The organism is Micromonospora sp. NPDC023888, assembly GCF_040639415.1.
In the GTDB taxonomy this organism is placed as follows: domain Bacteria; phylum Actinomycetota; class Actinomycetes; order Mycobacteriales; family Micromonosporaceae; genus Micromonospora.
The window spans coordinates 1-21,560 of the sequence record NZ_JBEZZW010000018.1; the positions used below are offsets into that span (position 1 = coordinate 1).

Consider the following 21,560-nt stretch of genomic DNA (forward strand, 5'->3'; position numbering starts at 1 on the left):
CGGTAAGCGCCGCCTGATCAAACGACTGCAGGGTCAAGACGACCCGGTCTGGCCGGATATCAGCGCGTAGGTGTCCATCGGCGTCGCTACCGCACGCCGCCACCACGCGCGCCGCCACCTCGGTTGCCTGGACCAGTGAGCCGACGGGGACCGACGTGCGCAACGCGCCTAGCAAGTACCGCCATCCCTGGTCGCTGATCGCGTCGGAGGCCGCCCGCCGACTCAGTGTCTGTTCCACGTCGGCATCCTCACACGCGCCCGTCATGAGTTCCGCACACTGGCGACGTTCTCAAGTACGGCCTAGCCGCAGACTCCCGCCTGGTCTTGAGCCAGGCGGTGGCGGACAGGTAGGACCCCTGCCCGCCACCGCTCGACGGTCAGGTGACCGTGACGGTCAGGTTGATCGAGCGGGTCTCCCCACTGCTGTAGGTGGTCGTCACCCGGGCGGTGAAGGTCCCCTTGCGGCTGTAGGTGTGCGCCGTCGACCGCAACGTCGCCCCGTGCGCGATGGCGCTGTTGTCGCCGAAGTCCCACGCGTAGTCGGTGATGCTCTGCCCGGACGGCGCTGTCGCGGTGGCGGTGAGCGTGGTGGTCAGCGGCGCGGTGCCGCCGGCCGGGTTGGCCGCGAGGGAGAGCGTCCCGCCCGGTTCCTGCTTGACCCCGGCCCCGTTGAAGCGCAGCCAGTCCAGGGAGAGCAGGTCCGGGGTGCCGCCGACCTGGGCGGCGTTGACGAACTTCGCGTACAGCGTGGTGGTGCCGGCCGGCTTGTTGGTGAGCGTGACGGTGGGCGACACCAGGTTGTCCCACCCGCCGGTCGAGGCGATGGCGGCGGAGCCGATCAGGGTGCCGGTGGGTGAGCCGGTCCGCAGCTCGATGGTGCCGCCGAGTCCGCCGTTGGTCACCCCGAGCGTGACCGAGCCGACGTTGCGCAGGTCCACCGGCCCGTACGCAGCCCAGTCGTTGTGGTCGACCTCGCCGAGCCGCTTGCCGGCGCGCGCGGTGGCCCGGTCGTTCACCACGAGGCCGGACTGGGCGGTGAAGTGCTCGGCCTCCTTGCTCTTGGGCTGCAACTGCACCCGGGTCGAGCCGGTCAGTGCCGGTGCGCCACCGGCCGCGCCGCCGTCGGTGTACTGCGCCGTGATCAGGGTGTAGAGGTTCTGCCCCGGCCCGTGCCCGTCACCGGCGTCGGCCTCGGTGGCGAGCAGCCCCGAGCAGCCGGTGTAGACGTCCAGCGGGTGGGCGTGCGAGTCGTGGCCGAGCTGCGTCTGCACTGTCACCTTGGCGCAGTCGATGGTGGTCTCCTCCGGGTCGGTGACGGTCACCGTGTACGGGATCTTGTCGCCGAAGTCGAAGAAGCCACCGTCGGGCACGGTGATGGTCACCGTGGGCCGGGTGTTGCCGACCACCACGTCGGTGACGGCGGTGGCGGTCAACCCGTTGCCGCTGTTGCGCACGGTCAGCCGGGCGGTGTGCTTTCCGGCCGTCGAGTAGGTGTGGCTCGGGTTGGCGGCTGTGGAGTCGGTGCTGCCGTCGTTCGTGAAGTCCCAGGCGTAGCTGAGCGTCGAGCCGTCACCGGCGGACGACCCGGCCGAGGAGAACGTCACCGCGAGCGGAGTGCGTCCGCTGTCCGGGGTGGCGGCGATCTTCGCGGTCGGTGGCCGCCCGTTGGCGACGTAGTCGATGCGGTAGATGCCGGCGCCGGCGTTGCTGCCGCCGCGACCGCTGCCGGTGCCCTCGCCGAAGTCGATGACGTAGAGCGACCCGTCCGGGCCGAACTCCGCCTCGAAGGGCTGGATCCAGCTCATGTTGCCGAAGATCCCGTTGATGGACTGGAGGTCACCCACGGCGGTGGGGCCGAAGCGCGGGTTGCTGAAGGTCTGCGCCGTCTGGTGGATGGAGAGCGTCTTGAACCACTTGCGGGTGAACTCGTACGTGATCCACTTGCCGTCGAAGTACTCCGGGAACTTCGTGGTGCGGGTGTTGGCCGGGTCGAAGTCGTAGACCGGCCCACTCATCGGCCCGCCGCCGCCGGTGCCCACCTCGGGGAACTGGGTGGAGGCCGAGTACGCGTACCAGACCAGCGCCGACTTCGCCGCCGGCAGGGTGGTCAGGCCCGTGTTGTTCGGCGAGTTGTTCACCGGTGCGGCGCAGTTGAACTTCGCCCCGGAGGTGCTTGTGGCGAAGTTGTAGTCGGTGAACGGGATGTTGTTGCCCACGCAGTAGGGCCAACCGAAGTTGCCGGCGGCGGTGATCCGGTTGAACTCGACGGTCCCCTCGGGACCCCGGTTGGGGTCGGCGGCGCGGGCGTCCGGGCCGTAGTCGCCGACAAGCACCGCGTTGGTCTGCGGTTCGATGGTGATCCGGAACGGGTTGCGCATGCCCATCGCGTAGATCTCCGGCCGGGTCCGCGCGGTGCCGGGCGCGAAGAGGTTGCCGCTCGGGACGGTGTACGTACCGTCGGCCTGCGGGATGATCCGCAGGATCTTGCCGCGCAGGTCGTTGGTGTTGCCGGCGGTGCCCTGCGCGTCCCAGGCGGCCCGGCCGGACCGTTCGTCGACGGGGGTGTAACCGCTGGAGCCGAACGGGTCGGTGTTGTCGCCGATCGCCGCGTAGAGCCGCCCGGCCGCGTCCATGGCCAGCGACCCGCCCATGTGCGAGTTGGCCCGACCCTCACCCCGGTAGGTGGGGACGGTCAGCAGGCGTTTCTCCGAGGACAGCGCGACACTGTTGTTGGCGACGGTGAACCGGGACAGGTTCAGCTGTTTCAGCGTCTTGTCCGACCAGAGCAGGTAGACCCAGCCGTTGCTGGCGAAGTTGCGGTCCAGGGTCATCCCGAGCAGCCCGTCGGACTGGTCGGTCATCGCCGAGGTGTACGCGAAGTCGAGCAGCGTGGTGACCTGGAGGGTGTCGGAGTTGACCACCTTCAACGCACCGGTGCGCTGGATGTAGTAGACCTTCCGGTCCGGGGCGACGGCCAGCTCGAACGGGTCGGCCAGGTTCTCGGTGACCAGCCCCACCCGCTCGAAGTTGCTGGTCTTGGTGGCCGAGCAGTCGCCGGCGACCGCACCGGCGGCCCACTCGATGCCGTAGCGCAGGTGCTCCAGGAACGTCGGGGTGCTGAACTGGGAGCTGGCGTGCCCACCGGCGGTGAACCAGGACCGGCCGCCGTCGTAGCGCTGACACCAGGAGTACGCGTGGTCGACGCCCTCGTCCAGCCCGTTGATCCCGTCGCGCACCTTGATCTGCGCGAGGGTGTGCACGTTGCCGGTCGGGTTGGTCCGCCAGTTGTACCACTCCTCGCTCTGCTCCCAGAGCTCCGGCAGGTTACGCGTCGAGGGGTGGGCCCGGTCGAGCACCTTCACCCGGCCGGGGAAGGTGCCGCCGGTGGCCGAGAAGTCGGGGTGGTAGTCGAAGATCGTCCCGACCAGCCCCTCGTACCAGGGCCAGTCGCGTTCGCTCGCCGAGGCGGCGTGCAGGCCGGCCCAGCCACCGCCGTTGCGGATGAACGTCTGCAACGCGGCCCGCTGGCTGGCGTTGAGCAGGTCACCCGAGGTCGGGAGCGAGTTGGTGTTGTTGAAGACCAGGGCGTCGAAGGTGGCGAGGTTGGCGTCGGTGAACGCGGCGGCGTCGGTGGTGGCGACGACCTCGAAGTTGTGGGCGGCACCGAGCTGCTGGATCGCGGCGATGCCGGCCGGGATCGAGTCGTGGTAGAAGTTGGTGATCTTGGAGAAGACCAGCACCCGGAAACGGGGGGCGGCCTCGGCGGGCAGGGCGGTGGTGGTGCTCACCACGGTGGCGATGGCGAGCAGGATGAGGCAGAACGCGCGGAGGTGTCGGGGCATGGGGGCGCTCCCTGTCGGACGGTGAGGGTCGGAAAGCGCTTTCTCGCTGCCCGCATCACGGTACTGACAGCCAGTGACGAGCGTCAATAGCGCAAGGTAAGCGGTTTCCTGCTTCGACGGCGACACGCCCCGGCGTACCTGTCGCTCGTCGAGTCTCTTGATCCACCGGTGTGTCTGGCCGAGAATCGGAGTGGTGCAGGACGGGGACTTTTCACGGGGCTGGGTCCGGTTGCTGAGCCACCTTGACCGGCAGGTGGCCTCCGGTCAGCTCTCGCCGGACACGGCGGCGTTGCCCGACCTGATGAGCAGCTACCAGGTGCCGGGAGTCAGCATCGCCGTCGGGCACCTGAGCGGGTGGGTGTGGGCGGCGGGGTACGGCGTCACGGGTGGCGGGACGTCGACGCCGGTGACCGAGCGCACGACGTTCGCGGCCTGTTCGATAAGCAAGCATGTCGCCGCGTTCGGGGCACTGCGACTGGTCCAGGACGGTGTCCTCGACCTGGACACCGACGTGCGCGAATATCTCACCTCGTGGCGACTGCTCGACCGCGCCGGCCAGCAACCAGGGGTCACCGTACGGCAGTTGCTGGCCCACACGGCGGGCCTGTCCGACACCTGGTACCGCGGCTACCCCGCGGATCGCGTCCCGTCGTTGGTGCAGGTCCTGGAGGGCAGCGGTCCGACGACAACCGCGCCGGTACGGTCGACCCTGTTGCCGGGCAGCAGATTCCGTTACTCCGGCAGCCACTACTGCGTCCTTGAGCAGTTGATGGTGGACGCGACCGGGACGCCGTTCGACGACCTCATGCGGGCTCTGGTGCTGGACCCGGTGGACATGGCCGACAGCAGCTTCGACCAGGGGTTTCCACACCAGCGACCGCACCTGGTGGCGCGGGGTCACCACGTCGGCGGCACCGGGGTCCCCGGCGGGTGGCGCACGCAACCCGAGACGGCCGCGGCTGGGCTGTGGAGCACCCCTACCGACCTGCTCCGGCTCGACCTGGAGATCGCCCGAGCGGCCTCGGGGAACTCGAAGCTGCTCGACCGCGACCTGGCCACCCAGATGTGGACACCGCAGATGCCGGGCGGCTCCTACGGGCTGGGCACCGAGATCGGCGACCGCGCCGGGTGTCGGCGTTTCGGGCACACCGGATTGAACGTCGGGTACACCTGCTTCTCCTTCGTGTGGCCGGACAGCGGCACCGCGGTCGCCGCGATGACCAACTCCGACGACGGTTGGGAGCTGCTGTCCAGCATCCGCGTCGCCGCCGACCGTCGGTACGCCAGCAGTCTCACCACCGCACCCCGTGACGACATCGCGGGGCACTACGTCCTGCGCGACGACTACCCGATCGACGTCGCGGTCACCGACGGCCAACTGATCTTCTCCGCTGCCGGCCAGCAACCGGTGACGCTGCTGGCCGGTCCGGACGGTCGCTACCTCCACCCCGGACTCGATCTGGAGATCCGGTTCCTACCGTCCGACGGCCAGCCGAGCATCCTGGAACTGCGGCAGGAGGGAGTCACGCAAACCGCCACACGCTCCACGTGACAGCGACGGACACCAAGAGGATCTTGGCTGTACTAGTCTTCCCGCCATGCCCTTGCGACCAGACCAGTTCCATGACCACGCGTCCGCCGTCGCGGACGGCGAGGGGCGGCTACCGCTGGCACGCATGACGGGCTGGGACATCAGCCCATTCGAACAGGACGGGTTACGCATCGCACCACTACGCCCCCCGGTGCTGCCCGAACCCGCCCGACACGGTGAGGACCCGGCCGACTGCCAGCCTTGCCGGGAGCGCGACGAGGGAATCTGGTTCAACGATCACTGGCGGCTGGCCCGGGTCACGGGAGTGGGCGTGCCGTTGGCGTTGATGCTGTACCCGCGCGACCACTACGACATGGCCGATCTCCCCGACGATCTCGCCGCGGAGCTGGGACTGCTGACCACGCGAATCGTCCGCCACGTGCAGGCCCTGCCGCACATCTCGCGAGCCCACGTCTACCGCATCGGTGACGGTGCCGCCCACCTGCACGTCTGGTTCTTCGCGCGGCCCGAGGGCCAGGCGCAGCTCTTCGGTTCGTGGCTTGTCGTCTGGGACGACCTCCTGCCGGAGTATCCAGCCGACATCGCCGAGGCGGACGCCGCGATCGTGGCCGACGCCCTGGTCGCCTCGCACGGTGGCCGCCGGTCGGCCGCCTGACCGGCTGATCCGGCAGCAAAGCCTGATCGGCCAACCCGTCATGTCCGACGAGGACCGAAACGATGAGGTAGGTGCGCCCGACAGCGTGCCCAGCGTGAGCCGGGAAACGTACTTGTGCGTCAGCCCGTACCGGGACGTCTATCCATCGCGGCACCACGCCGACTTCGAAGCCGAAGAGCACGTGCTCGCCTGCGCCGACGACGCGACACCATTGTTGTGGCTGGCGATGTTTCGGCCCGATGACCTGCGGAACACCGGTGCCGGTGGCAGTCGAGCAGGCGACGCCGGGCTCTCACCGACCCCTGCGCCGGTCGTGTCCCGACAGCGGGCGCTGACAAACCTGTACTCCTCGATTCCTTTGCTGGACCGGCTGCTGCGGGGATCGGTGTCCGAGCACGCCGAACTGCTCCGCGAAGCGATGCGGTGGCTACCCGGCCCCGTGGTCACGGTCGAGTGGTGGGCCGATGACGAGCCGTACGACGCGACCCCCGCTGACCTCGACAAGGCCCTGACGGTGTTCGACCTCGGTCCCGACGCGGGCAACAGCGGCATCGACGCCCTCACGCGCGCGACCGGCCTCCGCCTACACGAGCCACTCGTCCCGGCCCGCCTCCTGCTCGATCGAAGACCGGCGACGACGGCCCAACAGGTTGATCTCCACCGGGTCCTCGGCCGATCACACCTGCGCATGGTCCCCTGGGAGACCCCCTTCTAGCCACCGTGGACCCTTGCGTGCCGTTGCGGCGTAAGGGCAGTGGTCCGGGTGGCCCACCCGCGCCCTCAGTCGGCCGGTGCCCAGGATGGGCGCCAGGTCGTCGCGGGAAGCGGAGCCAGGCTCGCGAGATGGTCGATGATCGCCCGCAGGCCCGGGTGCGGGTTTGCCCGGGGGAGGATCAGCGACAGGGGGTACGCGAGCGTCGGACGCACGATCGGGATGCGGCGCAGGTCGTGGTTGGCCGGCCAGATGTACCTGTCGCGCGAGCCGACGAGGGTTGCCACGTCGGCGGAGTCCGCGAGAATGTCGAGGAGGACCTCGTCGCCGAAGTGCGGGCCCGCCGCGTCGATGCGGAGGTCGAAGTCGGTCGCGAGCTGGTCGTAGAAATCCGACCATTCGCTGCGCGGCGCGATGCCCGGCACCCAGATCCGGTGACCGCGCAGCCGCGCCGGTGTCAGCGATCGTGCGGCGGCGAGCGGGTGCCTCGGGCCGACGAGGAGTTCCAGCGGAGAGTCGAACGCGTGGATCATCCGCACGTCGCGCGGTAGGGCGGCCGGGTCGGTGACCGAGCGGAACGAGGCGTCGATGTCGCCGGCCTGGACGGCGGCGGCGGCCTCGCGCGGGTCGTTGACCCGCAGGGTCACCACGTCGAGGTTGGTCTCCGGGTGCGACCGCCAGTAGTCGTGTAGGACGACGGCCTGCGCGGATCGCAGGCCGAGGACGTCGATCCGCAGAGCCCGCGAGCCCGGCCTGATCGCGGCGACGGCACGGTCGACACCGGCGACGACGTCCCGGGCGTGCGGGAGGAACGCCTGGCCGTCGAGCGTCAGCTCGACCCCTCGGGCGGTACGGGTAAACAACCGCACGTCGAGTTCGCGTTCGAGGGCCGCGATCCGCTTCGACACGGCCTGTTGCGTCACGCCCAGCTCGTCGGCCGCCTGTTGCAGTTGCCCGAGCTCCGCCGCCCGGACGAACGATCGCACCGCCTCGGTATCCACGTGTCGATTATGCGCCTGCACAACCATTGGTTGTGACTCGCCCGGATGTCGGTTGTTTGATTCCGCGTCGGTCCGTGCGGTGGGATGCCCGGACCGGAACCAGGTGTCACGGGGGAGTCGCATGCGCACGCGGTTGGGGCCGAACTTCGGTTGGCTGTGGTCGGCCTACGGTGTCAGCGCGTACGGCACCTGGCTCGCCTTCGGCGCATTCCCGCTGATCGCGGTACGAGTGCTGGACTCGTCGGCATTCGCCGTGTCGCTGCTGGCGGCGGCGGGGCCAGCCGTCGCAGCGATTGTCGCCCTCGCGCTCGGGCCGTGGGTCGAGCACCGGGCCAAGCGCCCGGTGATGATCGGGATGGACCTGGTCCGGTTCGCGGCGATGGGGAGTGTCCCGATCGCGTACGTCCTCGGCGTGCTGTCGTACGGCCAACTGCTGGTTGTCTCGGTGGTGTCCGGGGCGGCGAGCATCGCGTTCGCCGCCGCGTCCGGCGCGTACCTGAAGTATCTCGTCAGCGGTGAGCGTCTCCTGGTGGCGAACGGGCGGTTCGAGGGCACGAGCTGGACGGCGACCGCGGTGGGCCCGCCGCTCGGTGGTGCGCTCGTCGGGTTGCTCGGCCCGGTCGTCACGGTCCTGGCCGACGCTCTCAGCTACCTGCTGTCCGCGCTCGCGGTCCTGCGTATCCGGGGTGGCGACGTCGCGTCGCCCCGCGACCGGGCCACCCGGCTGCGCCCAGCCGACCTACTGCACGGCTGGCGAGTCATCCTCGGCGACCGCGTCCTGCGGGGGCTGTTCCTTAACTCGGTGCTGGTCGGCGGCCTCATCATGGCCACCGCCCCGCTCCTGGCCGTCCTCCTGCTGGGCGAGTATCACATCCCGGCCTGGCAGTACGGTCTCGCCTTCGGCATCCCGGCACTCGGCGGGTTGGTGGGTGCCCGGCTGTCCGCCCGTCTCGTGCACCGCCACGGCGGGCACCGGGTCATGGTCGTCTCCGGCTGGCTGCGATCGGTGTTCCCACTCGGTCTCGCGTTCGTCCATCCCGGCATCCCCGGGGTCCTCACCGTGATCATCGTCGAGGGCCTGCTGATCACCTGCATGGGCATCTTCAACCCGATCTACGCGACCGAACGCCTGCACCGGACCCCGGTGTCACACACCGCCCGGGTCCTCAGCACCTGGAGCGCCAGCAGCAGGCTCCTCCAGGCCGTCCTGATGGTGGTCTGGGGCGTTCTCGCCACCCGTACCAGCCCGCTCGCCGCGATCACCGTCTCCGGCGTCCTCCTGCTCGCCACCCCGCTCCTGCTGCCCACGCGGAGAGATTGGTCGACCCCGGAGCCGGCCCTGCCGGCCGAGGACGCCCGAGTCGCCTGACCCAGACGTGGGCGACTCTCCCTGGCGAACCGGCCGGACCGGCTCCCATTCGGCTTCTTGCCAGGCGCGCCGCAGCAGAGTGGTTAATTCCTGGTCTCCGGGGAAGGACGTCCCGTCTATCGCGGCGATCGGCTGTGCCGGGCAGTGCGAGTTGGTTGCGGCGGCTGCCGTCATCTCGCTCAGAGATTCGCGAGTTGTCGTCCGGGTCGTGTCGGGAACGCCGAGCCTCCGCAGGCCGAGCCGGAGCAGCCGCATGGTGATGCCCGCCAGGAGCGGGCCCTCGGGCCAGACGACCTGCGCACCGTCCCAGAAGGCGATGTTCCATACCGAGCCCTCGAGGAGTGAGCCATCCCGCGCGGCGAACAGGACGTCGTCGAAACCCGCCTGGCGCGCCTGGATGCGATGAAAGGCGAGGCCCAACGTGGACAGGTGTTTGAGATGCGGAAGCTCTCGCTCGTACCGAACAGTCCGGACTCGCAGTGGTGGCCGTGCAGCATCGTCGGCCGGTTCGTCGACGGACACCATGATGTCGGTATCGGACCGTCGGGTGGGGTTCGGAAGGACGGTGACCTGGACGGACGCCTCGTTCCTGTCGCCCAGTGCGTGGTCGATGAACGTTCTGACCTGGTCACCGGACGGCGGGACGGCCTCGGGAAATAGTACGGCCGAGGCCTCGTTCAGGCGATGAAGGTGGAGCGACAGGCCGGGCACGGCTGCGTTGCGCACCTGCATGGAGGTGAAGTGGCCGTAGTTCCACACGGCTGCCCGGTGCACGTCTTCGACTGTTGCCGGCCCACCGTTGATCTCCACGTGTGTCACTGCGCCATGGTGTCAGTCGACGCGCGAACGCCGAGCATGCGGACCAGGACGACGGCGGGGAGTTCGGTGGCGAGTAGGAACAGGGCGGCGGATCGGGCCTGCCCGCCGGCTGGGGGAGCGAGTGGATGATGGACCGATGGAGGGACGGACGTACCTGGAGAAGTTTGTTGCCGATCGCCTGGCGGCTGATCATGGTCAGCCGCTGGAGGGGCATCGCCTGATGGTGGACCGTTCGGAGGTCCGCGGAGTCGCGATGGGGTTGGTGGCGGCTGGTGCCCTGGCTCAGGAGGAGATGGAACGCATCCTCGCCGAACTGGATCAGAAGCTGGAGCGACGTGGCCGGTTGACCCGCGTCGAGATGCGCACGTCTGCCGAGAGTGGGGTGTCGCCTCAATGGGTGCCGCTGTCGGCCGAGGCCCGGCAACAGTTGGTGTTACAGCACGGGCGCGAACGCGCGCAGTGGCGGGAGCCGGTTGCTGACCCTGCTCAGTTGCGGGAGGTGATTCCGCTTGTCGACCGTACGCCGATGCGTGCTGGCGTGCCCGCCACGCTGATCAGCCTGGAACGCTGGTCGACGATGTTCGTGCTGAGGCTGGCGTATGCCGGCATGGACGCCCGCGATCCGGGTTCGCTTGTTGACAGCATGCAGGTCAGATTGAAGCGGTGGCGCGGGTGGGACGATGCGGGAACGCAGTACCGGTCCCGCTGCGGCAGCGCGGAACGACGCGGTGGGCTGGTCGTGGAAACCGTGGTCTTCGAGCCCGGCGCTCCGGACGAGGCGCGCACGCTGACGCTGGCGTTCGACAATGACGGTGGGGCGGAACGTCTGACAGTTGCCCTCGACGGCCGGACCACGCCAGCCTGAACGGGATCACCTGTCCTTGCGCAGCAGGACGGTCACCGCCTCTCCGTCGGCCGTGCCGAAGGTGCCGTCGGTGGGATGCCCCAGCGCGGCGGCGAGGGTGCGCACGTGCAGATCGACCACCGCCTCCACCAGGTCGGCAAGCACGGACACCGTGCCCCGGCCCTGTCGCCAACCCGCCACGCCCAGGCCGAGGCCGATGACCGCCGCGGGCCACCACAGCAGGCCGAGCGCCAGATACAGCAGCCCCCAGCCCACCCGCCGGGCGGCGGCGGTGAAGTCGGCCTGCGCGAGGGCGAGCGGCTCCCGGGTCTCCTCGGGCAGCAGCAACCACAGTCGGGGCCAGGCCGCGGCCAGGTCCAGGCCGTAGCAGGCTCGCACCCGTACCGCCGTGGCGAGCATGCGGTCACCGATCCAGGTCGGCCGGTCCGGCTCGGTGAACGCGATCCGGTCGCAGGCGCGGGCGAGCGCCTGGGTGTCCGGCAGCGGTCCGCCGGCGTCGTCGGTGGACCGCAACCGGCGTGCCTTGTCCCGCAGGGCGTTCTCGTAGCGGTCCACGGCGGCGTGCCATCGGCGCCGCCGCCGGCGGGTCACGGCCTCGCCGGCCCGGCCCCAGGCCTGGGTCCACAGGGCCACTACCAGGCGTTCCAGGCCCTGGGCGGCGGCCGCGGCGACGACGCTCGCCAGCACCACACCGAGCACGATCAGCAGCGCGGAGCCGGTGCCCCGGGTCGGTGACCCGAGGACGAGCCGGTCCACCTCCTGCCGCAGCAGCCCCAGGTCCCACCAGTGGGCGTGGCCGAGCCGCACCGCCGCGGCGTACACCGCCACGAACACCACACCGGGCAGCGCCAACCCGGCGAGCCACCGCTCGGCCAGCTTCCCGCCGAGCGAGGCGATGACCGCGTTCACCTGTCCATCCGAAACGTCGGCAAGGGGCAGTCCCACACGGCGCAGCGCGGCGGCGGGTCGGCGCCCGGCCGGGGGATCTCCACCCGGTCGCACAGGTCACCGGGGCACACCTGGACGACCTCCGGGCGGTCGCCGTGGATGCCGGCCAGTGGCAGGTAGCGGTGTCCCCGGACGGTCGTGTCACCACCGACCAGCCCACCGCGGCGCATCAACTCGGTCACCTCGGCGAGCACCGCGTCCACGCCCTGGCCGGACAGCGACCGGTCCCGCAGCCGCGCCAGGGCCTGGGCCGGTGCCGGCCCGAGCAGGTCGCCCACCTGCGCGATGTCCGTGCAGATCCGGGCCAGCCGGGCCGCCCGGCCGTCGTCGGGTCGCCGGTCCGGCACCGATTGACTCATCTGCTGATTATCTCCTGTGGATATCGACACGCGGCTGGCAGGCTGGGGAGCAACCGCGACGGGGAGGTGCGCCGGTGGGTCGCTACTCAAGGGACGCCGTTGACACCTGGCGTCGGGCCGCGGCCGGTGCGCCGCGTGGCGACCGGCGGTGGGCCGAGGCCCAGGTGGAGCTGGGGGCCGCGCTGCTCGACCGGTACGGCGCGGGCCGGGCGCGGGAGGACCTGATCGAGGCCACCGTCGTGCTGGAGGCCGCGATCCGCACGATGGCCGACTCCTTTCTGGCTGAGGAGTTGGGTACGGCGCACGGTGTCCGCGCGCTTGTCACGTACACCGATGTGCTGCTGGCCAGAGCCCGGATCGACAGTGAACCGCAGCTACTGGACATCGCCGAGCAGTATCTGCAGTTCGCCGAGGACGCCTCGGCCGACCTCGGCAACAGCGCGATCCTGATGCTGAAGACCTGCCAGGTCTATCGGGTCCGGCACGACTTCGACGGCTCGGTCGAGACGCTCTACCAGCTCACGGCCGTCGCCAAGATGGCCGAGCGGTGGATCAGCGAGGAGCATCGGCCGGCGTTGCGGGGCATTCACGCGGAGGCGCTGTTGCGCGCCTACCAGCTCACCGGTGTGGAGGACTTCGTCGACGAGGCGATGGACTTGGTGTCCTCGGTGGACACCGCCGGGCCCAACCAGGACCAGATTGTCATGCTGCGGGCCCGGTGTCTGCTGGCCAGGGCGGCCGGGACCACCCACACGGCCGATGTCGAACGGGCCGTCGCGGTGCTGCGGGAACACACCCCGCAGAGCATCGACTCACGTTTCCTGGCGGGGCAGACGTTGCTCACCCTGGTCGACCGCACCGGCCGCGCCGAGCTGCTCGGCCAGGCCTGGGAGGAGTTCGCCGCCGCGCTGAACACCGTCGGAGAGCGGCATCCGCACCATCGGATGGCGCTGGCCAGCCTCTCCACCGTCGGCCGGAAGACGCACCAGTTGACCGGCGACATCTCTCCCCTGGAGACGGCGATCGGCCTGCTGCGCCGGGCGCTCGCGCTGTCCGTACGCGGGGAGCCCAACCACGCGTTGTACCTGGACCAGTTGGGCTACAGCCTCCGGCTGCTCTACGACGCCACCGGGGAGCCCGCCTACCTTCAGGAGGCGCTCGTCCTGCTGCGCGGAGCGCTGGACGCCCTGCCCGCGCGCGATCCGCACCGTGTCGAGACCGGGTTGTCCATCGCCCAGGCGTTGCGGGCGACCTACCTGCGTACCGGTGAACCGGCCCTGCTCACCGAGGCCGCCGAGCGGGCGCGCGCCGCCGGCCGCATCGACTCCGGCGCCGTGCCGGTCCGGATCCAGGCGTTCGACAAGGCGGCCTACACGCTTACCGCGCTGGCCCGGTGGGAGGAGGCGACGGATGCCTTCGACGAGGCCATCACACTGCTGCCCCGGCTGGCCTCGCGGGGGCGTACCCGGCACGACCAGTACGCCGACCTTGGCTCGACGGCCGGGTTGGCGGCGACCGCCGCTTCCTGCGCGATCGGGGCCGGGCAGCCGGAGCGTGCCCTGGAGCTGCTGGAGCGGGGCCGGGGCCTGCTGCTGCACCAGCGGTTGACGGCGGACGGCGAGTGGGCGGCGCTCCAACGCGCCGACGGGCGTCTGGCGGCCGACTTCCAGCGAATGCGCCGGGACTTCGAGGCGCCCGTCCCCGCATCGCCCCGGCCCACCACCTTCGGCCGGGACCGGGAAACCGAGTGGAACGTGTTGCTGGCCACGATCCGGGAGCTGCCCGGCCTCGGTGACTTTCTGCGCACGCCCAGCGCCGGGCAGTTGCTCGACCAGGTCGACGGGACCGTGATCGTGCCGATCGCGAGCGAGTTGCGCTGCGACGCGCTCATCCTGCGGCAGCACCGCGTGACGGTGCTGCCCCTGCCGGATCTGTCGCTCACCGACGCGATGACACAGCTGCGGCTGCTTCAGGAGGCCACCACCGCGGCGTACGACCCGGCGGCGGACGCGCGGAGCCGGCTGCGTGCCCAGTCGGTGCTCACCGGCGTACTGGAATGGTTGTGGCATGCCCTCGTCGGGCCGGTGCTGGACCGGGTCGACGCGCCCGGCGCAGCCGGCGAGCTGCCGCGCGTCTGGTGGTGTCCGGTCGGCCCGCTGGCGTTCTTCCCCCTGCACGCCGCCCAGGCCGGCGCCGGCCGGTCCGCACTCGACCGGGTGGTCTCCTCCTACACCCCGACCGTGACCGCGCTCGCCCGCAAACGCACCGCAGCGCGCCGGTCCCGGCCCGACGCCCAGTCCTGCGTCGTGGCGATGCGTGCCACCCCGGGCGGCCCCGGGGCGCTGCCCAGCGCCGAACGCGAGGCCGCGTCGGCGGCGCGGGCGCTGCCCGGAGCGTGGCTCGGGCTGGACGCGACGGCCACCCGGCAGCAGGTCCTGGACCGGTTGGCCGACTCGGCGTACGCGCACTTCGCGTGCCACGCCGTGGCCGATCCGCACGACCCGGCGCAGGGCCGGCTCCTCGTCCACGACCACGAGGAGAGCCCGCTCACCGTGGCCGACGTGTCCCAGCTCGACCTGGACGCGGAGTTCGCCTTCCTGTCGGCCTGCGCGACAGCCCAGGCCCCGCCGACCCTGGTCGACGAGGCGCTGCACATCACCGGCGCCTTCCAGCTCGCCGGGTTCCGGCATGTCATCGGCACCCTGTGGGAGATCGACGACGCGGTCTCCCTCGCCCTGACCACCGCCTTCTACGAGCACGCCGACGCGACCGGGGCGGCGGCGTACGCGCTGCACTCGGCCGTGCGGGGGCTGCGGGACCGCTACCCGCTGGCACCGACGCTGTGGGCGGCGCACATCCACACCGGCGGCTGACCTTTCAACGCCCGTCGATGAGCCGGACCAGCGCCCGGGCCTTCTCCGTGTCGGGATGGCCCGGGCCGTGCACACGTTCGCACCCGGCCAGCGCGGCGCGCGCCTCCGACCCCGCCCGCCGGTCACCCGCCTCGACCAGCAGTTGGGCGAAGAGCATCCGCATCTCCAGGGTCCCGGGATGGTCGACGCCTCGGCCCCGTTCACTGTCCGGCAGCGTGTCGGCCAGCAACCCGATCGCCTCGGCCCGCCGGTCCACCCCGGCGAGCGCTCGGGCCAGGGAGTGCCGGGCATGCAGACGTACCCCGTCGGTGTTGCTGAGCGCGCGCCCGGCGTCGTCGGCGAGCGTCCGGGCGGCCTCGACCGCCTCGGCCGCCCGGCCGTTGTCGAGCAGGACGACCAGCAGGTTGCTGCGGGCCTGGAGCGTCACCGGGCTGGTGGGGCCTACTTTCCGGGTCAGCCGCTGGACCACGTCCCGCAGGCCCCGCTCGGCCTGCTGGCTGTGGCCCTGGAGGTGCTGGAGCCCGGCCAGCTTCATCTGGCAGGCCAGGGTTTCCGCGTCATCCCGGCCCAGCGTCCGCGCCATGCCGTCGGCGACCCTGCGCAGCAGCGGCTCGGCCTCGTCCATCCGACGCAGCTCGATCAGCAACCAGCCGAGGTTGTTGCCGCTGCGCAACGTCTCGGCGTCCCCGTCGCCAAGCACCCGGCGCCGCGCCTCGTAGGCGTCTCGTTGCACCCGTTCCGCTTCGGCGTGGGAGCCGCGCTGCCAGAGCGCGAAGGCCAGGCTGTGCTTGTTGCGCAGGGTGTCCGGATGCGCCGGCCCGAGCGCCGAGCTGCGCAACGCGACGATCTCCTGATAGACGGCAACGGCTTCGTCGACGTCGTTGCCGCGCATCAACTCCTGCGCGTAGCGGGTTCCCGCCGCCAACGTCCGCGCGTCGGTCGCGCCGTACTGCTCGTGGAAGGCGTGGTACTGCATCCCGAAGGCGGTCGGACCGCCGATCGTCTTGGTGGTCGAGCGGCCGCCCTGGGTGACGGTGATCTCGATGACCGGCTCGGACGGCGTCGATTCGCGCGGTGGCTCGTCGTCGCGTTTACGGTTCCGGTTGAACCAGCGGCCCACCGCACGCACCTCCCGCAGGATCGACAACCTCAGACCTGTCACCGACAGCAGAGTACGTGTCGGCGTCACACCATATCGCCACTAATCGATTCTGTGGCCGTGCGGTCGCAGAGAACGTGTTCGGCACGGCCCCCATTGGTCGACGACCGGAAAGTCAGGAGTCCGAGAGTGCACGTCAGCCTGGCAACGAGCGCCGGCAGGGCCGGCCGGCGCAACGAGGACTTCGTCGGCGCGGTCCCCGGTGCTGTCGTCCTGCTGGACGGCGCCGGCATCCCGGGAGCGGAGTCGCTCTGCCGGCACGGGGTCGCCTGGTACACCCACCGCCTCGGCGGCGCGCTGCTCGGCGAGCTGTCGCCCGACGACGGCCGGGACCTCGGGGCCGTCCTCGCCACCGCCATCGACGAGATCGCCGCCGCGCACCGGCACACCTGCGACATCGCCGACCCCAGCAGCCCGCAGGCGACAGTCGTGCTGGCCCGCGCCCACCGGGGGCGCCTGGACTATCTGCTCCTCGCGGACTCCTTCCTCGTCCTCGACCAGGCCCGCGGCGGCCCGCAGGTGATCACCGACGAGCGCGAGGTGACCGCCCGGCGCGACTGCTCGGCCCCGTTGAACGGAGTTGCCCGGGGGACACCGGAGTACGACAGCGTCCGCGCCTCCTGTGCCAGGGCGCTGCGTGCGCGCCGGAACCGGCCGGGCGGTTACTGGATCGCCAAGGACGACCCGCGAGCGGCGCGGGAGGCGGTGACCGGCAGCCGGCGCCTTGCCGACCTGAACGGCATCGCGCTGCTCAGCAATGGCGCCAGCCGCATCGTCGATCCGTACGGCCGGTGCGACTGGCCCGGCGTGCTGGAACTTCTCGCCGCCGACGGCCCGGCTGGCGTCATCCGTGGCGTCCGGCAGGCCGAGGCCGAAGCCGACGGCGGCCCCGATGCTCAGGCCCCGGACGACGCCACTGTGGCGTACTGCGCGCACCTGCCGCGCTGAGGGTTCCACCGCGAGGCGGACCCGGCCTACCGCTGGGGCTGGGGTGCGGCCCCGGGGGTGCCCGTTCGACTCAGCGTGCACTCGGGTCTGGTCTGGCTGACGTACGAACTGGCGGCGACAAGCAGCCCCAGGCCCCACAGGGTGTAGGCCGGCAGCACGATGGCCAGGAACCACGCCGCCCCGTCCACGTTGTTGCCGGTGGCCCAGGCGGTCATCCCGCCGATGCCGAAGTAGGTGGCGAGGCCCGCGCCGACGAAGAGCCCGGGGCCGGCCACCAGCCACCGCGGGACGTTTCGGCCGGCGAGCGGCAGAACCCAGCCGGGCCAGATCCGACCCCAGCGGTGTACCAACGCCAGCGGTAGGAGCGTGCCCGCGAGGAGCATCAGGACGATGAAAGTGATCATGAAGGTCCAGGGGATCTCCGGTGCCTTGCTCGACACGAAGCCGTGCGCGATCTCGGCGACGAAGCGTGCCAGGCAGGCGGCGACCGTCAGGTATCCGGCGAACAACGCCCAGGATGGCGCGGGAGCGTCTCGCCCCCGCGGGGAGCGGCCATGGACGCGACCGCAGCCGTGGCAGGCCCCGCGTGCCCGCCGCTGCTCAGCGGTGGCGATGGCGATGGTCAGGGCACCGCCGAGGGCGCCACTGCCCTGTGCCAGCAGGGTCACCCAGTCCATGACGTCCAGATCCATCCCGAACAGGCCGCCGAGGATCATCAGCAGGCTCAGCGGGAACATGAACGAGTACAGGACCATCGACACGCCGGACACCCAGCCGAGTGCGGCAAGCGCCCAGCGAACCCCGGTGCTCCGGTCGCGTTCGGTGCCCGAGCTGATCAGCAGGACCGCCGCTGTCGACAGCAGCGCGGGCACCACCGGAAGCCACCCGCCGGGAAAGAAGGACTCACCAGGCTCGGCGAATCGTGGCGCGCCCCGGACCGCCCACCAGGCGTGCACGGCCGCGTACGCCGCGACCCACAGCGCGGTCCCCGCCGGAACCCACCCGCGATGTCCCGGCGATCCAAGGTTGGCAACCACAGGGACGGTCATGGACTGATGATCTCCGGCGCTGGGTGGCTCCTCCTCCCCGCCGCGGGGGACCCCGGCCCCCGGCCGGGGGAGTGGCCGTGGGCCGAGCACGACCACGACTTCTGCCGGAGCGCGTTCCGGGCCGCGGTGCCCACCCCAGTACGCTCGGTACGTTTCTGGTGCGCCATTCGTCAGTTCTGACAGTTGAGGCGGGGTTGGTGGCGGTCCTACGGGTGACAACTCGCAATGCACGGTTCCAACAGTGGGAGGCGCTGTTGGGCAACCGCACCAAGCGCCAGCGCAGCGGCGAGTTCCTCGTGCAGGGCGTCCGACCCATCAAGCTGGCGATCCAACTCGGGTGGCAGGTCCGCCAGCTCCTGTACAACGCGGACGCGCACCTCTCGACCTGGGCGCACGAGACCCTCGACGCGGCCCGCGCCACACAGGTCGCCGTCGCCGGCGAGTTGATGTTCGAGCTGGGCGGCAAGGTGGACGTCGCCCCGGAGCTGCTCGCCGTCGTGGCGTTGCCCGATGACGACCTGCGTCGCATCCCGACGGGCCCGGACCTGCTCGCGGTCGTGTTCGACAGGCCCACCAGCCCCGGAAACATCGGGACGCTGATCCGCTCGGCGGACGCCTTCGGCGCCAGCGGCGTCATCCTCACCGGCCATGCCGCCGACGTCTACGACCCCAAGTCGGTTCGGGCCAGCACGGGCTCGCTCTTCTCGGTCCCCGCGGTGCGGGTGCCCTCCCACCGGCCGGTGCTCGACTGGGTCGAGACCATCCGAGCGGACGGCGTCGATGTGCGGGTGGTGGGGACCGACGAGAGCGGCGCGGTGGAGGCGGCGCAGTACGACTTCACCCAGCCGACACTGCTGGTGGTCGGCAACGAGACGTCCGGGCTGAGTTCGGCGTGGCGCGACGCCTGCGACCACCTGATCCGGATACCCATGGTGGGCACGGCCAGCTCCCTGAACGCCGCCACGGCCGGATCGGTGGTCCTGTACGAATCGGCCCGCCAGCGGGCCCGCGGATAGCGGACCCCGCGTCAGGGGATGAGCCGGTCGAGCAGTTCGAAGCGCTCGAACGGCTGGTCGTAGTCGCCGAAGTGCCCGTCGTCGCGCACGATCTGGGTGCCGCCGAGTCGCTCGAACATGGCGCGCCCCTGGCCGTCGTCGCAGCCGTACGGGTCCTTGCGGGAGTTGATGAAGTAGATGTCCCGCACGTGGGACCGGATCGCCGCCCAGTCGTAGCTCTGCTGCAGGACCGGTTCCTCGCTCGTGTTGGGCTGGGTGCAGTAGCCGGCGACCAGGATCGCCTGGGCGACTGTGGTGTCGAGATGTTCGAGGAGCGCCAGGAGGAGCGCCGCGCCGCCGGAGTGGCCCACCAGGACCGTGTCGTCGTCGTAGCGGTGCCCGTCGAGCACCGTCGGCAGGAACGTGGCGATCGGTTCGACGTTGATGCCCGGATGGTGCGGCACCTCGACGGCGTAGCCCCGGGCCTCCAGCCGTCGCGCCAGCCAGCGGTACCAGACCGCGTCCGGGTTGCCACCGGTCCCGTGAAAGATGATCGCCCTGCGCCCCACCATGCCTCCTCGGATCGACGTCCAGATCAAACCATGTGATCCGTACGAACCCGGTCCCGAGGCAGGGGCGACGCCTGTGCACTCCGGCGCGATGTCGTCGAGGTCCGGTGTAGCGGCGCGGTGGGATCGACGTCGTCCCGGTCCCGTCAGGCCAGCGGCACCTGCGCGGCTCGGTCGCCGTCGCCGCCGGCGCGGACCCCGACGGGGGCGGCGATCGGGGCGGCGACGATCCGGCTGGGCAGCACCGGCGCGTCCCGACCGGTGCCGCGCCGGTCGCCGCCGGAGGACTGCTCGTGGTAGTCCTGCTCGACGTTCACCGTCCAGACGTCATGCGTACTGCCGGTGGCGATGTTCTCGGCCGTGAGCATCGCGGTCATCATCGAGTGGTCCTGGTTGTTGTAGCGGTGCATGCCGTTGCGCCCCACCGGGTGCACGTTCGGCACCGCCTCGGCCAGCCACGCCCGGATCACGTCCACGTTGTGCTGGTAGCGCTCGTCGTACACCGGGTAGGCCTTCGGCATCCGCACGACGTAGCCGGCCTCCACCACGCCGGGCCGGGCCAACCCCAGCCGCTCCAGCTCCGCGGTCGCCAGGGCCACGAGGTCGGCATCCGGGGTACGCCACATCTCGTCGTCCTCGAAGACGAAGTACTCCAGGCCCAGGCAGGTGCGGCCGTCCTTGACGAGGTACGGCGACCAGGAGCCGAAGTTCTGGATCCGGCCCACCCGTACCCCCGGATCGTGCACGTAGATCCAGTTGTCCGGGAACGAGAACTCCGCCGGCACCACGAGCGCGACCGTCAGGAAGTCGCGGTAGCGCAGGTCGGCGGCGCAGGCCAGCACCTCCGGCGGCGCCGCCGGACGCAGTACGGACACCAGCTCCGAGATCGGCATCGACGAGATGACGTGGTCGGCTGGTTCGGTGCGCTGCCCGTCCACGCCGTTCACCGTCACGCTTATCGCCCGCCGTCGCGTCGGGTCGCGGTGCACAGCGGTGACCCAGGTGCCCGTCGACACCTGCCCGCCCCGGTGGCGCACCTGCTCGGCGCAGCGCTCCCACATCATCCCCGGCCCGTACTTCGGGTACTGGAACTGCTCGATCAGGCTTGTCACGTCCGTGCGGTACCGCTTGGGCAGCAGCGCGTTGCGGATCGCCTTGGCCAGTGACAGGTTCTTGATCCGCTGCGCGGCCCAGTCCGCCTGCAACCGGTCCGCCGGCATCCCCCAGACCTTCTCCGTGTACGTCTTGAAGAAGATCGAATACAGGCGCCAGCCGAACCGGGCCGACACCCAGCCCTCGAAGTGCGACTGGTCCCGTGGCGGCCGCAGCCGGGCGTGGGCGTACGAGCCGAGGCAGCGGGCCGCCTCCGACAGCCCCAGGTTGCGCAGCGCGTTGACGGCGCTGAGCGGGTAGTTGAACAGTGCGCCCCGGTAGAAGATCCGGCTCATCCGGGGCCGGGTCAGGAAGTCCTCGTCCGGCAGGATCTCGTGCCAGAACGCCTCCACCCGGGGCACCTTCGTGAAGAACCGGTGCCCGCCGATGTCGAACCGCCACCCGTCGCGTTCCACCGTCCGGCTGATCCCGCCGACCACCTCGTCGGCCTCGAAGACCCGGACGGTCCGGCCGTGCCGGAGCAGTTCGTACGCCGCCGTGAGCCCCGCGGGCCCCGCGCCGATGACCACCGTGCCGTGCTGCTCGCTCATGCTGCCGCACTCCCTGCTCTGCGCCATCGCCATCGTCGGAGGCGCCGCGCCTACCCGTTCTGCGCCGAATATCACTCCCGGTCAACGATCGTTTCCGCTCCGGAGTGGCGTCTGGCGGCGTACAACGGGTGGGACCACACTC

The 21,560-nt window shown here is 70.8% G+C and carries 16 protein-coding genes and 2 pseudogenes; 8 read left to right on the forward strand and 10 right to left on the reverse strand.

Annotated features, from left to right (window positions below; all coding sequences use genetic code 11):
* Together AB0F61_RS17830 and AB0F61_RS17835 are read right to left on the reverse strand one after the other, a co-directional pair.
* A pseudogene (locus tag AB0F61_RS17830) lies at positions 1 to 238 on the reverse strand (4a-hydroxytetrahydrobiopterin dehydratase); the annotation flags it as partial.
* Positions 239 to 377: 139 nt separating this feature from the next.
* Entirely contained in the window at positions 378 to 3,842 is a 3,465-nt protein-coding gene (locus AB0F61_RS17835; RefSeq protein ID WP_357810595.1) for a ThuA domain-containing protein, read from the reverse strand.
* 193 nt (positions 3,843 to 4,035) lie between these two features.
* Between AB0F61_RS17835 and AB0F61_RS17840 the strand changes: the two genes are divergently transcribed.
* The 3 genes from AB0F61_RS17840 to AB0F61_RS17850 are packed head-to-tail and all read left to right on the forward strand — an operon-like array spanning position 4,036 to position 6,764.
* Positions 4,036 to 5,394 (forward strand): serine hydrolase domain-containing protein, encoded by a 1,359-nt coding sequence (locus AB0F61_RS17840; protein WP_357810598.1) that lies wholly within the window; start codon positions 4,036 to 4,038, stop codon positions 5,392 to 5,394.
* Positions 5,395 to 5,440: 46 nt separating this feature from the next.
* Complete coding sequence (locus AB0F61_RS17845; protein ID WP_357810601.1) at positions 5,441 to 6,049, forward strand: hypothetical protein; 609 nt, start codon at positions 5,441 to 5,443, stop codon at positions 6,047 to 6,049.
* Entirely contained in the window at positions 6,027 to 6,764 is a 738-nt protein-coding gene (locus AB0F61_RS17850; RefSeq protein WP_357810603.1) for a hypothetical protein, read from the forward strand. Before AB0F61_RS17845 ends, AB0F61_RS17850 begins: the two co-directional genes overlap by 23 nt.
* A 65-nt stretch (positions 6,765 to 6,829) precedes the next feature.
* Here the strand turns inward: AB0F61_RS17850 and AB0F61_RS17855 are convergent, their stop codons facing one another.
* Complete coding sequence (locus AB0F61_RS17855; RefSeq protein ID WP_357810606.1) at positions 6,830 to 7,762, reverse strand: LysR family transcriptional regulator; 933 nt, start codon at positions 7,760 to 7,762, stop codon at positions 6,830 to 6,832.
* 121 nt (positions 7,763 to 7,883) lie between these two features.
* On the opposite strand from AB0F61_RS17855, the gene AB0F61_RS17860 reads away from it, so the two are divergent.
* Complete coding sequence (locus AB0F61_RS17860) at positions 7,884 to 9,131, forward strand: MFS transporter (protein ID WP_357810609.1); 1,248 nt, start codon at positions 7,884 to 7,886, stop codon at positions 9,129 to 9,131.
* Between the two features lie 51 nt (positions 9,132 to 9,182).
* On the opposite strand, the pseudogene AB0F61_RS17865 reads toward AB0F61_RS17860, so the two are convergent.
* A pseudogene (locus AB0F61_RS17865) lies at positions 9,183 to 9,950 on the reverse strand (aminotransferase class IV); the annotation flags it as partial.
* Between the two features lie 136 nt (positions 9,951 to 10,086).
* Between AB0F61_RS17865 and AB0F61_RS17870 the strand changes: the two are divergent.
* Positions 10,087 to 10,815 carry a hypothetical protein gene (locus AB0F61_RS17870; RefSeq protein ID WP_357810612.1) on the forward strand — a complete coding sequence of 243 codons (729 nt, stop codon included), beginning with the start codon at positions 10,087 to 10,089 and terminating at the stop codon, positions 10,813 to 10,815.
* Between the two features lie 6 nt (positions 10,816 to 10,821).
* Here AB0F61_RS17870 and AB0F61_RS17875 read toward each other — a convergent pair whose 3' ends face one another.
* Both AB0F61_RS17875 and AB0F61_RS17880 read right to left on the reverse strand, forming a co-directional pair.
* The gene (locus AB0F61_RS17875; RefSeq protein ID WP_357810614.1) at positions 10,822 to 11,724 is read right to left on the reverse strand and encodes a hypothetical protein; all 903 of its coding nucleotides are present in this window, start codon (positions 11,722 to 11,724) and stop codon (positions 10,822 to 10,824) included.
* Positions 11,721 to 12,122 carry a hypothetical protein gene (locus AB0F61_RS17880; protein WP_357810616.1) on the reverse strand — a complete coding sequence of 134 codons (402 nt, stop codon included), beginning with the start codon at positions 12,120 to 12,122 and terminating at the stop codon, positions 11,721 to 11,723. The genes AB0F61_RS17875 and AB0F61_RS17880 overlap by 4 nt, the downstream gene beginning before the upstream one ends.
* 74 nt (positions 12,123 to 12,196) lie before the next feature.
* On the opposite strand from AB0F61_RS17880, the gene AB0F61_RS17885 reads away from it, so the two are divergent.
* On the forward strand, positions 12,197 to 14,995 hold the full coding sequence (locus tag AB0F61_RS17885; protein ID WP_357810619.1) for a CHAT domain-containing protein: 2,799 nt from the start codon (positions 12,197 to 12,199) through the stop codon (positions 14,993 to 14,995).
* Between the two features lie 4 nt (positions 14,996 to 14,999).
* On the opposite strand, the gene AB0F61_RS17890 is transcribed toward AB0F61_RS17885, so the two are convergent.
* A complete protein-coding gene (locus AB0F61_RS17890) occupies positions 15,000 to 16,157 on the reverse strand; it encodes a tetratricopeptide repeat protein (protein WP_357810622.1) in 1,158 nt (385 codons plus the stop codon).
* A gap of 126 nt (positions 16,158 to 16,283) precedes the next feature.
* On the opposite strand from AB0F61_RS17890, the gene AB0F61_RS17895 reads away from it, so the two are divergent.
* Entirely contained in the window at positions 16,284 to 17,102 is an 819-nt protein-coding gene (locus AB0F61_RS17895) for a hypothetical protein (protein WP_357810625.1), read from the forward strand.
* 26 nt (positions 17,103 to 17,128) lie between these two features.
* Here the strand turns inward: AB0F61_RS17895 and AB0F61_RS17900 are convergent, their stop codons facing one another.
* Positions 17,129 to 18,151 (reverse strand): hypothetical protein, encoded by a 1,023-nt coding sequence (locus AB0F61_RS17900; protein WP_357810627.1) that lies wholly within the window; start codon positions 18,149 to 18,151, stop codon positions 17,129 to 17,131.
* 194 nt (positions 18,152 to 18,345) lie between these two features.
* Here AB0F61_RS17900 and AB0F61_RS17905 point away from each other — a divergent pair, with 194 nt between their 5' ends.
* A complete protein-coding gene (locus tag AB0F61_RS17905; protein WP_357810917.1) occupies positions 18,346 to 19,167 on the forward strand; it encodes an RNA methyltransferase in 822 nt (273 codons plus the stop codon).
* Positions 19,168 to 19,178: 11 nt separating this feature from the next.
* Here AB0F61_RS17905 and AB0F61_RS17910 read toward each other — a convergent pair whose 3' ends face one another.
* Together AB0F61_RS17910 and AB0F61_RS17915 are read right to left on the reverse strand one after the other, a co-directional pair.
* Positions 19,179 to 19,718, reverse strand: a complete 540-nt coding sequence (locus AB0F61_RS17910) for an alpha/beta hydrolase (RefSeq protein ID WP_357810630.1) — start codon at positions 19,716 to 19,718, stop codon at positions 19,179 to 19,181.
* A gap of 143 nt (positions 19,719 to 19,861) precedes the next feature.
* The gene (locus tag AB0F61_RS17915; RefSeq protein WP_357810633.1) at positions 19,862 to 21,418 is read right to left on the reverse strand and encodes an NAD(P)/FAD-dependent oxidoreductase; all 1,557 of its coding nucleotides are present in this window, start codon (positions 21,416 to 21,418) and stop codon (positions 19,862 to 19,864) included.
* Positions 21,419 to 21,560: the final 142 nt, after the last annotated feature.

Excerpts from the sequence above, each read along its gene's own strand:
- AB0F61_RS17870 (WP_357810612.1), top strand. The coding sequence starts at position 10,087 with ATGGAGGGACGGACGTACCTGGAGAAGTTTGTTGCCGATCGCCTGGCG.
- AB0F61_RS17915 (WP_357810633.1), bottom strand. The coding sequence starts at position 21,418 with ATGAGCGAGCAGCACGGCACGGTGGTCATCGGCGCGGGGCCCGCGGGG.
- AB0F61_RS17845 (WP_357810601.1), top strand. The coding sequence starts at position 5,441 with ATGCCCTTGCGACCAGACCAGTTCCATGACCACGCGTCCGCCGTCGCG.
- AB0F61_RS17880 (WP_357810616.1), bottom strand. The coding sequence starts at position 12,122 with ATGAGTCAATCGGTGCCGGACCGGCGACCCGACGACGGCCGGGCGGCC.
- AB0F61_RS17860 (WP_357810609.1), top strand. The coding sequence starts at position 7,884 with ATGCGCACGCGGTTGGGGCCGAACTTCGGTTGGCTGTGGTCGGCCTAC.
- AB0F61_RS17910 (WP_357810630.1), bottom strand. The coding sequence starts at position 19,718 with ATGGTGGGGCGCAGGGCGATCATCTTTCACGGGACCGGTGGCAACCCG.
- AB0F61_RS17900 (WP_357810627.1), bottom strand. The coding sequence starts at position 18,151 with ATGACCGTCCCTGTGGTTGCCAACCTTGGATCGCCGGGACATCGCGGG.
- AB0F61_RS17835 (WP_357810595.1), bottom strand. The coding sequence starts at position 3,842 with ATGCCCCGACACCTCCGCGCGTTCTGCCTCATCCTGCTCGCCATCGCC.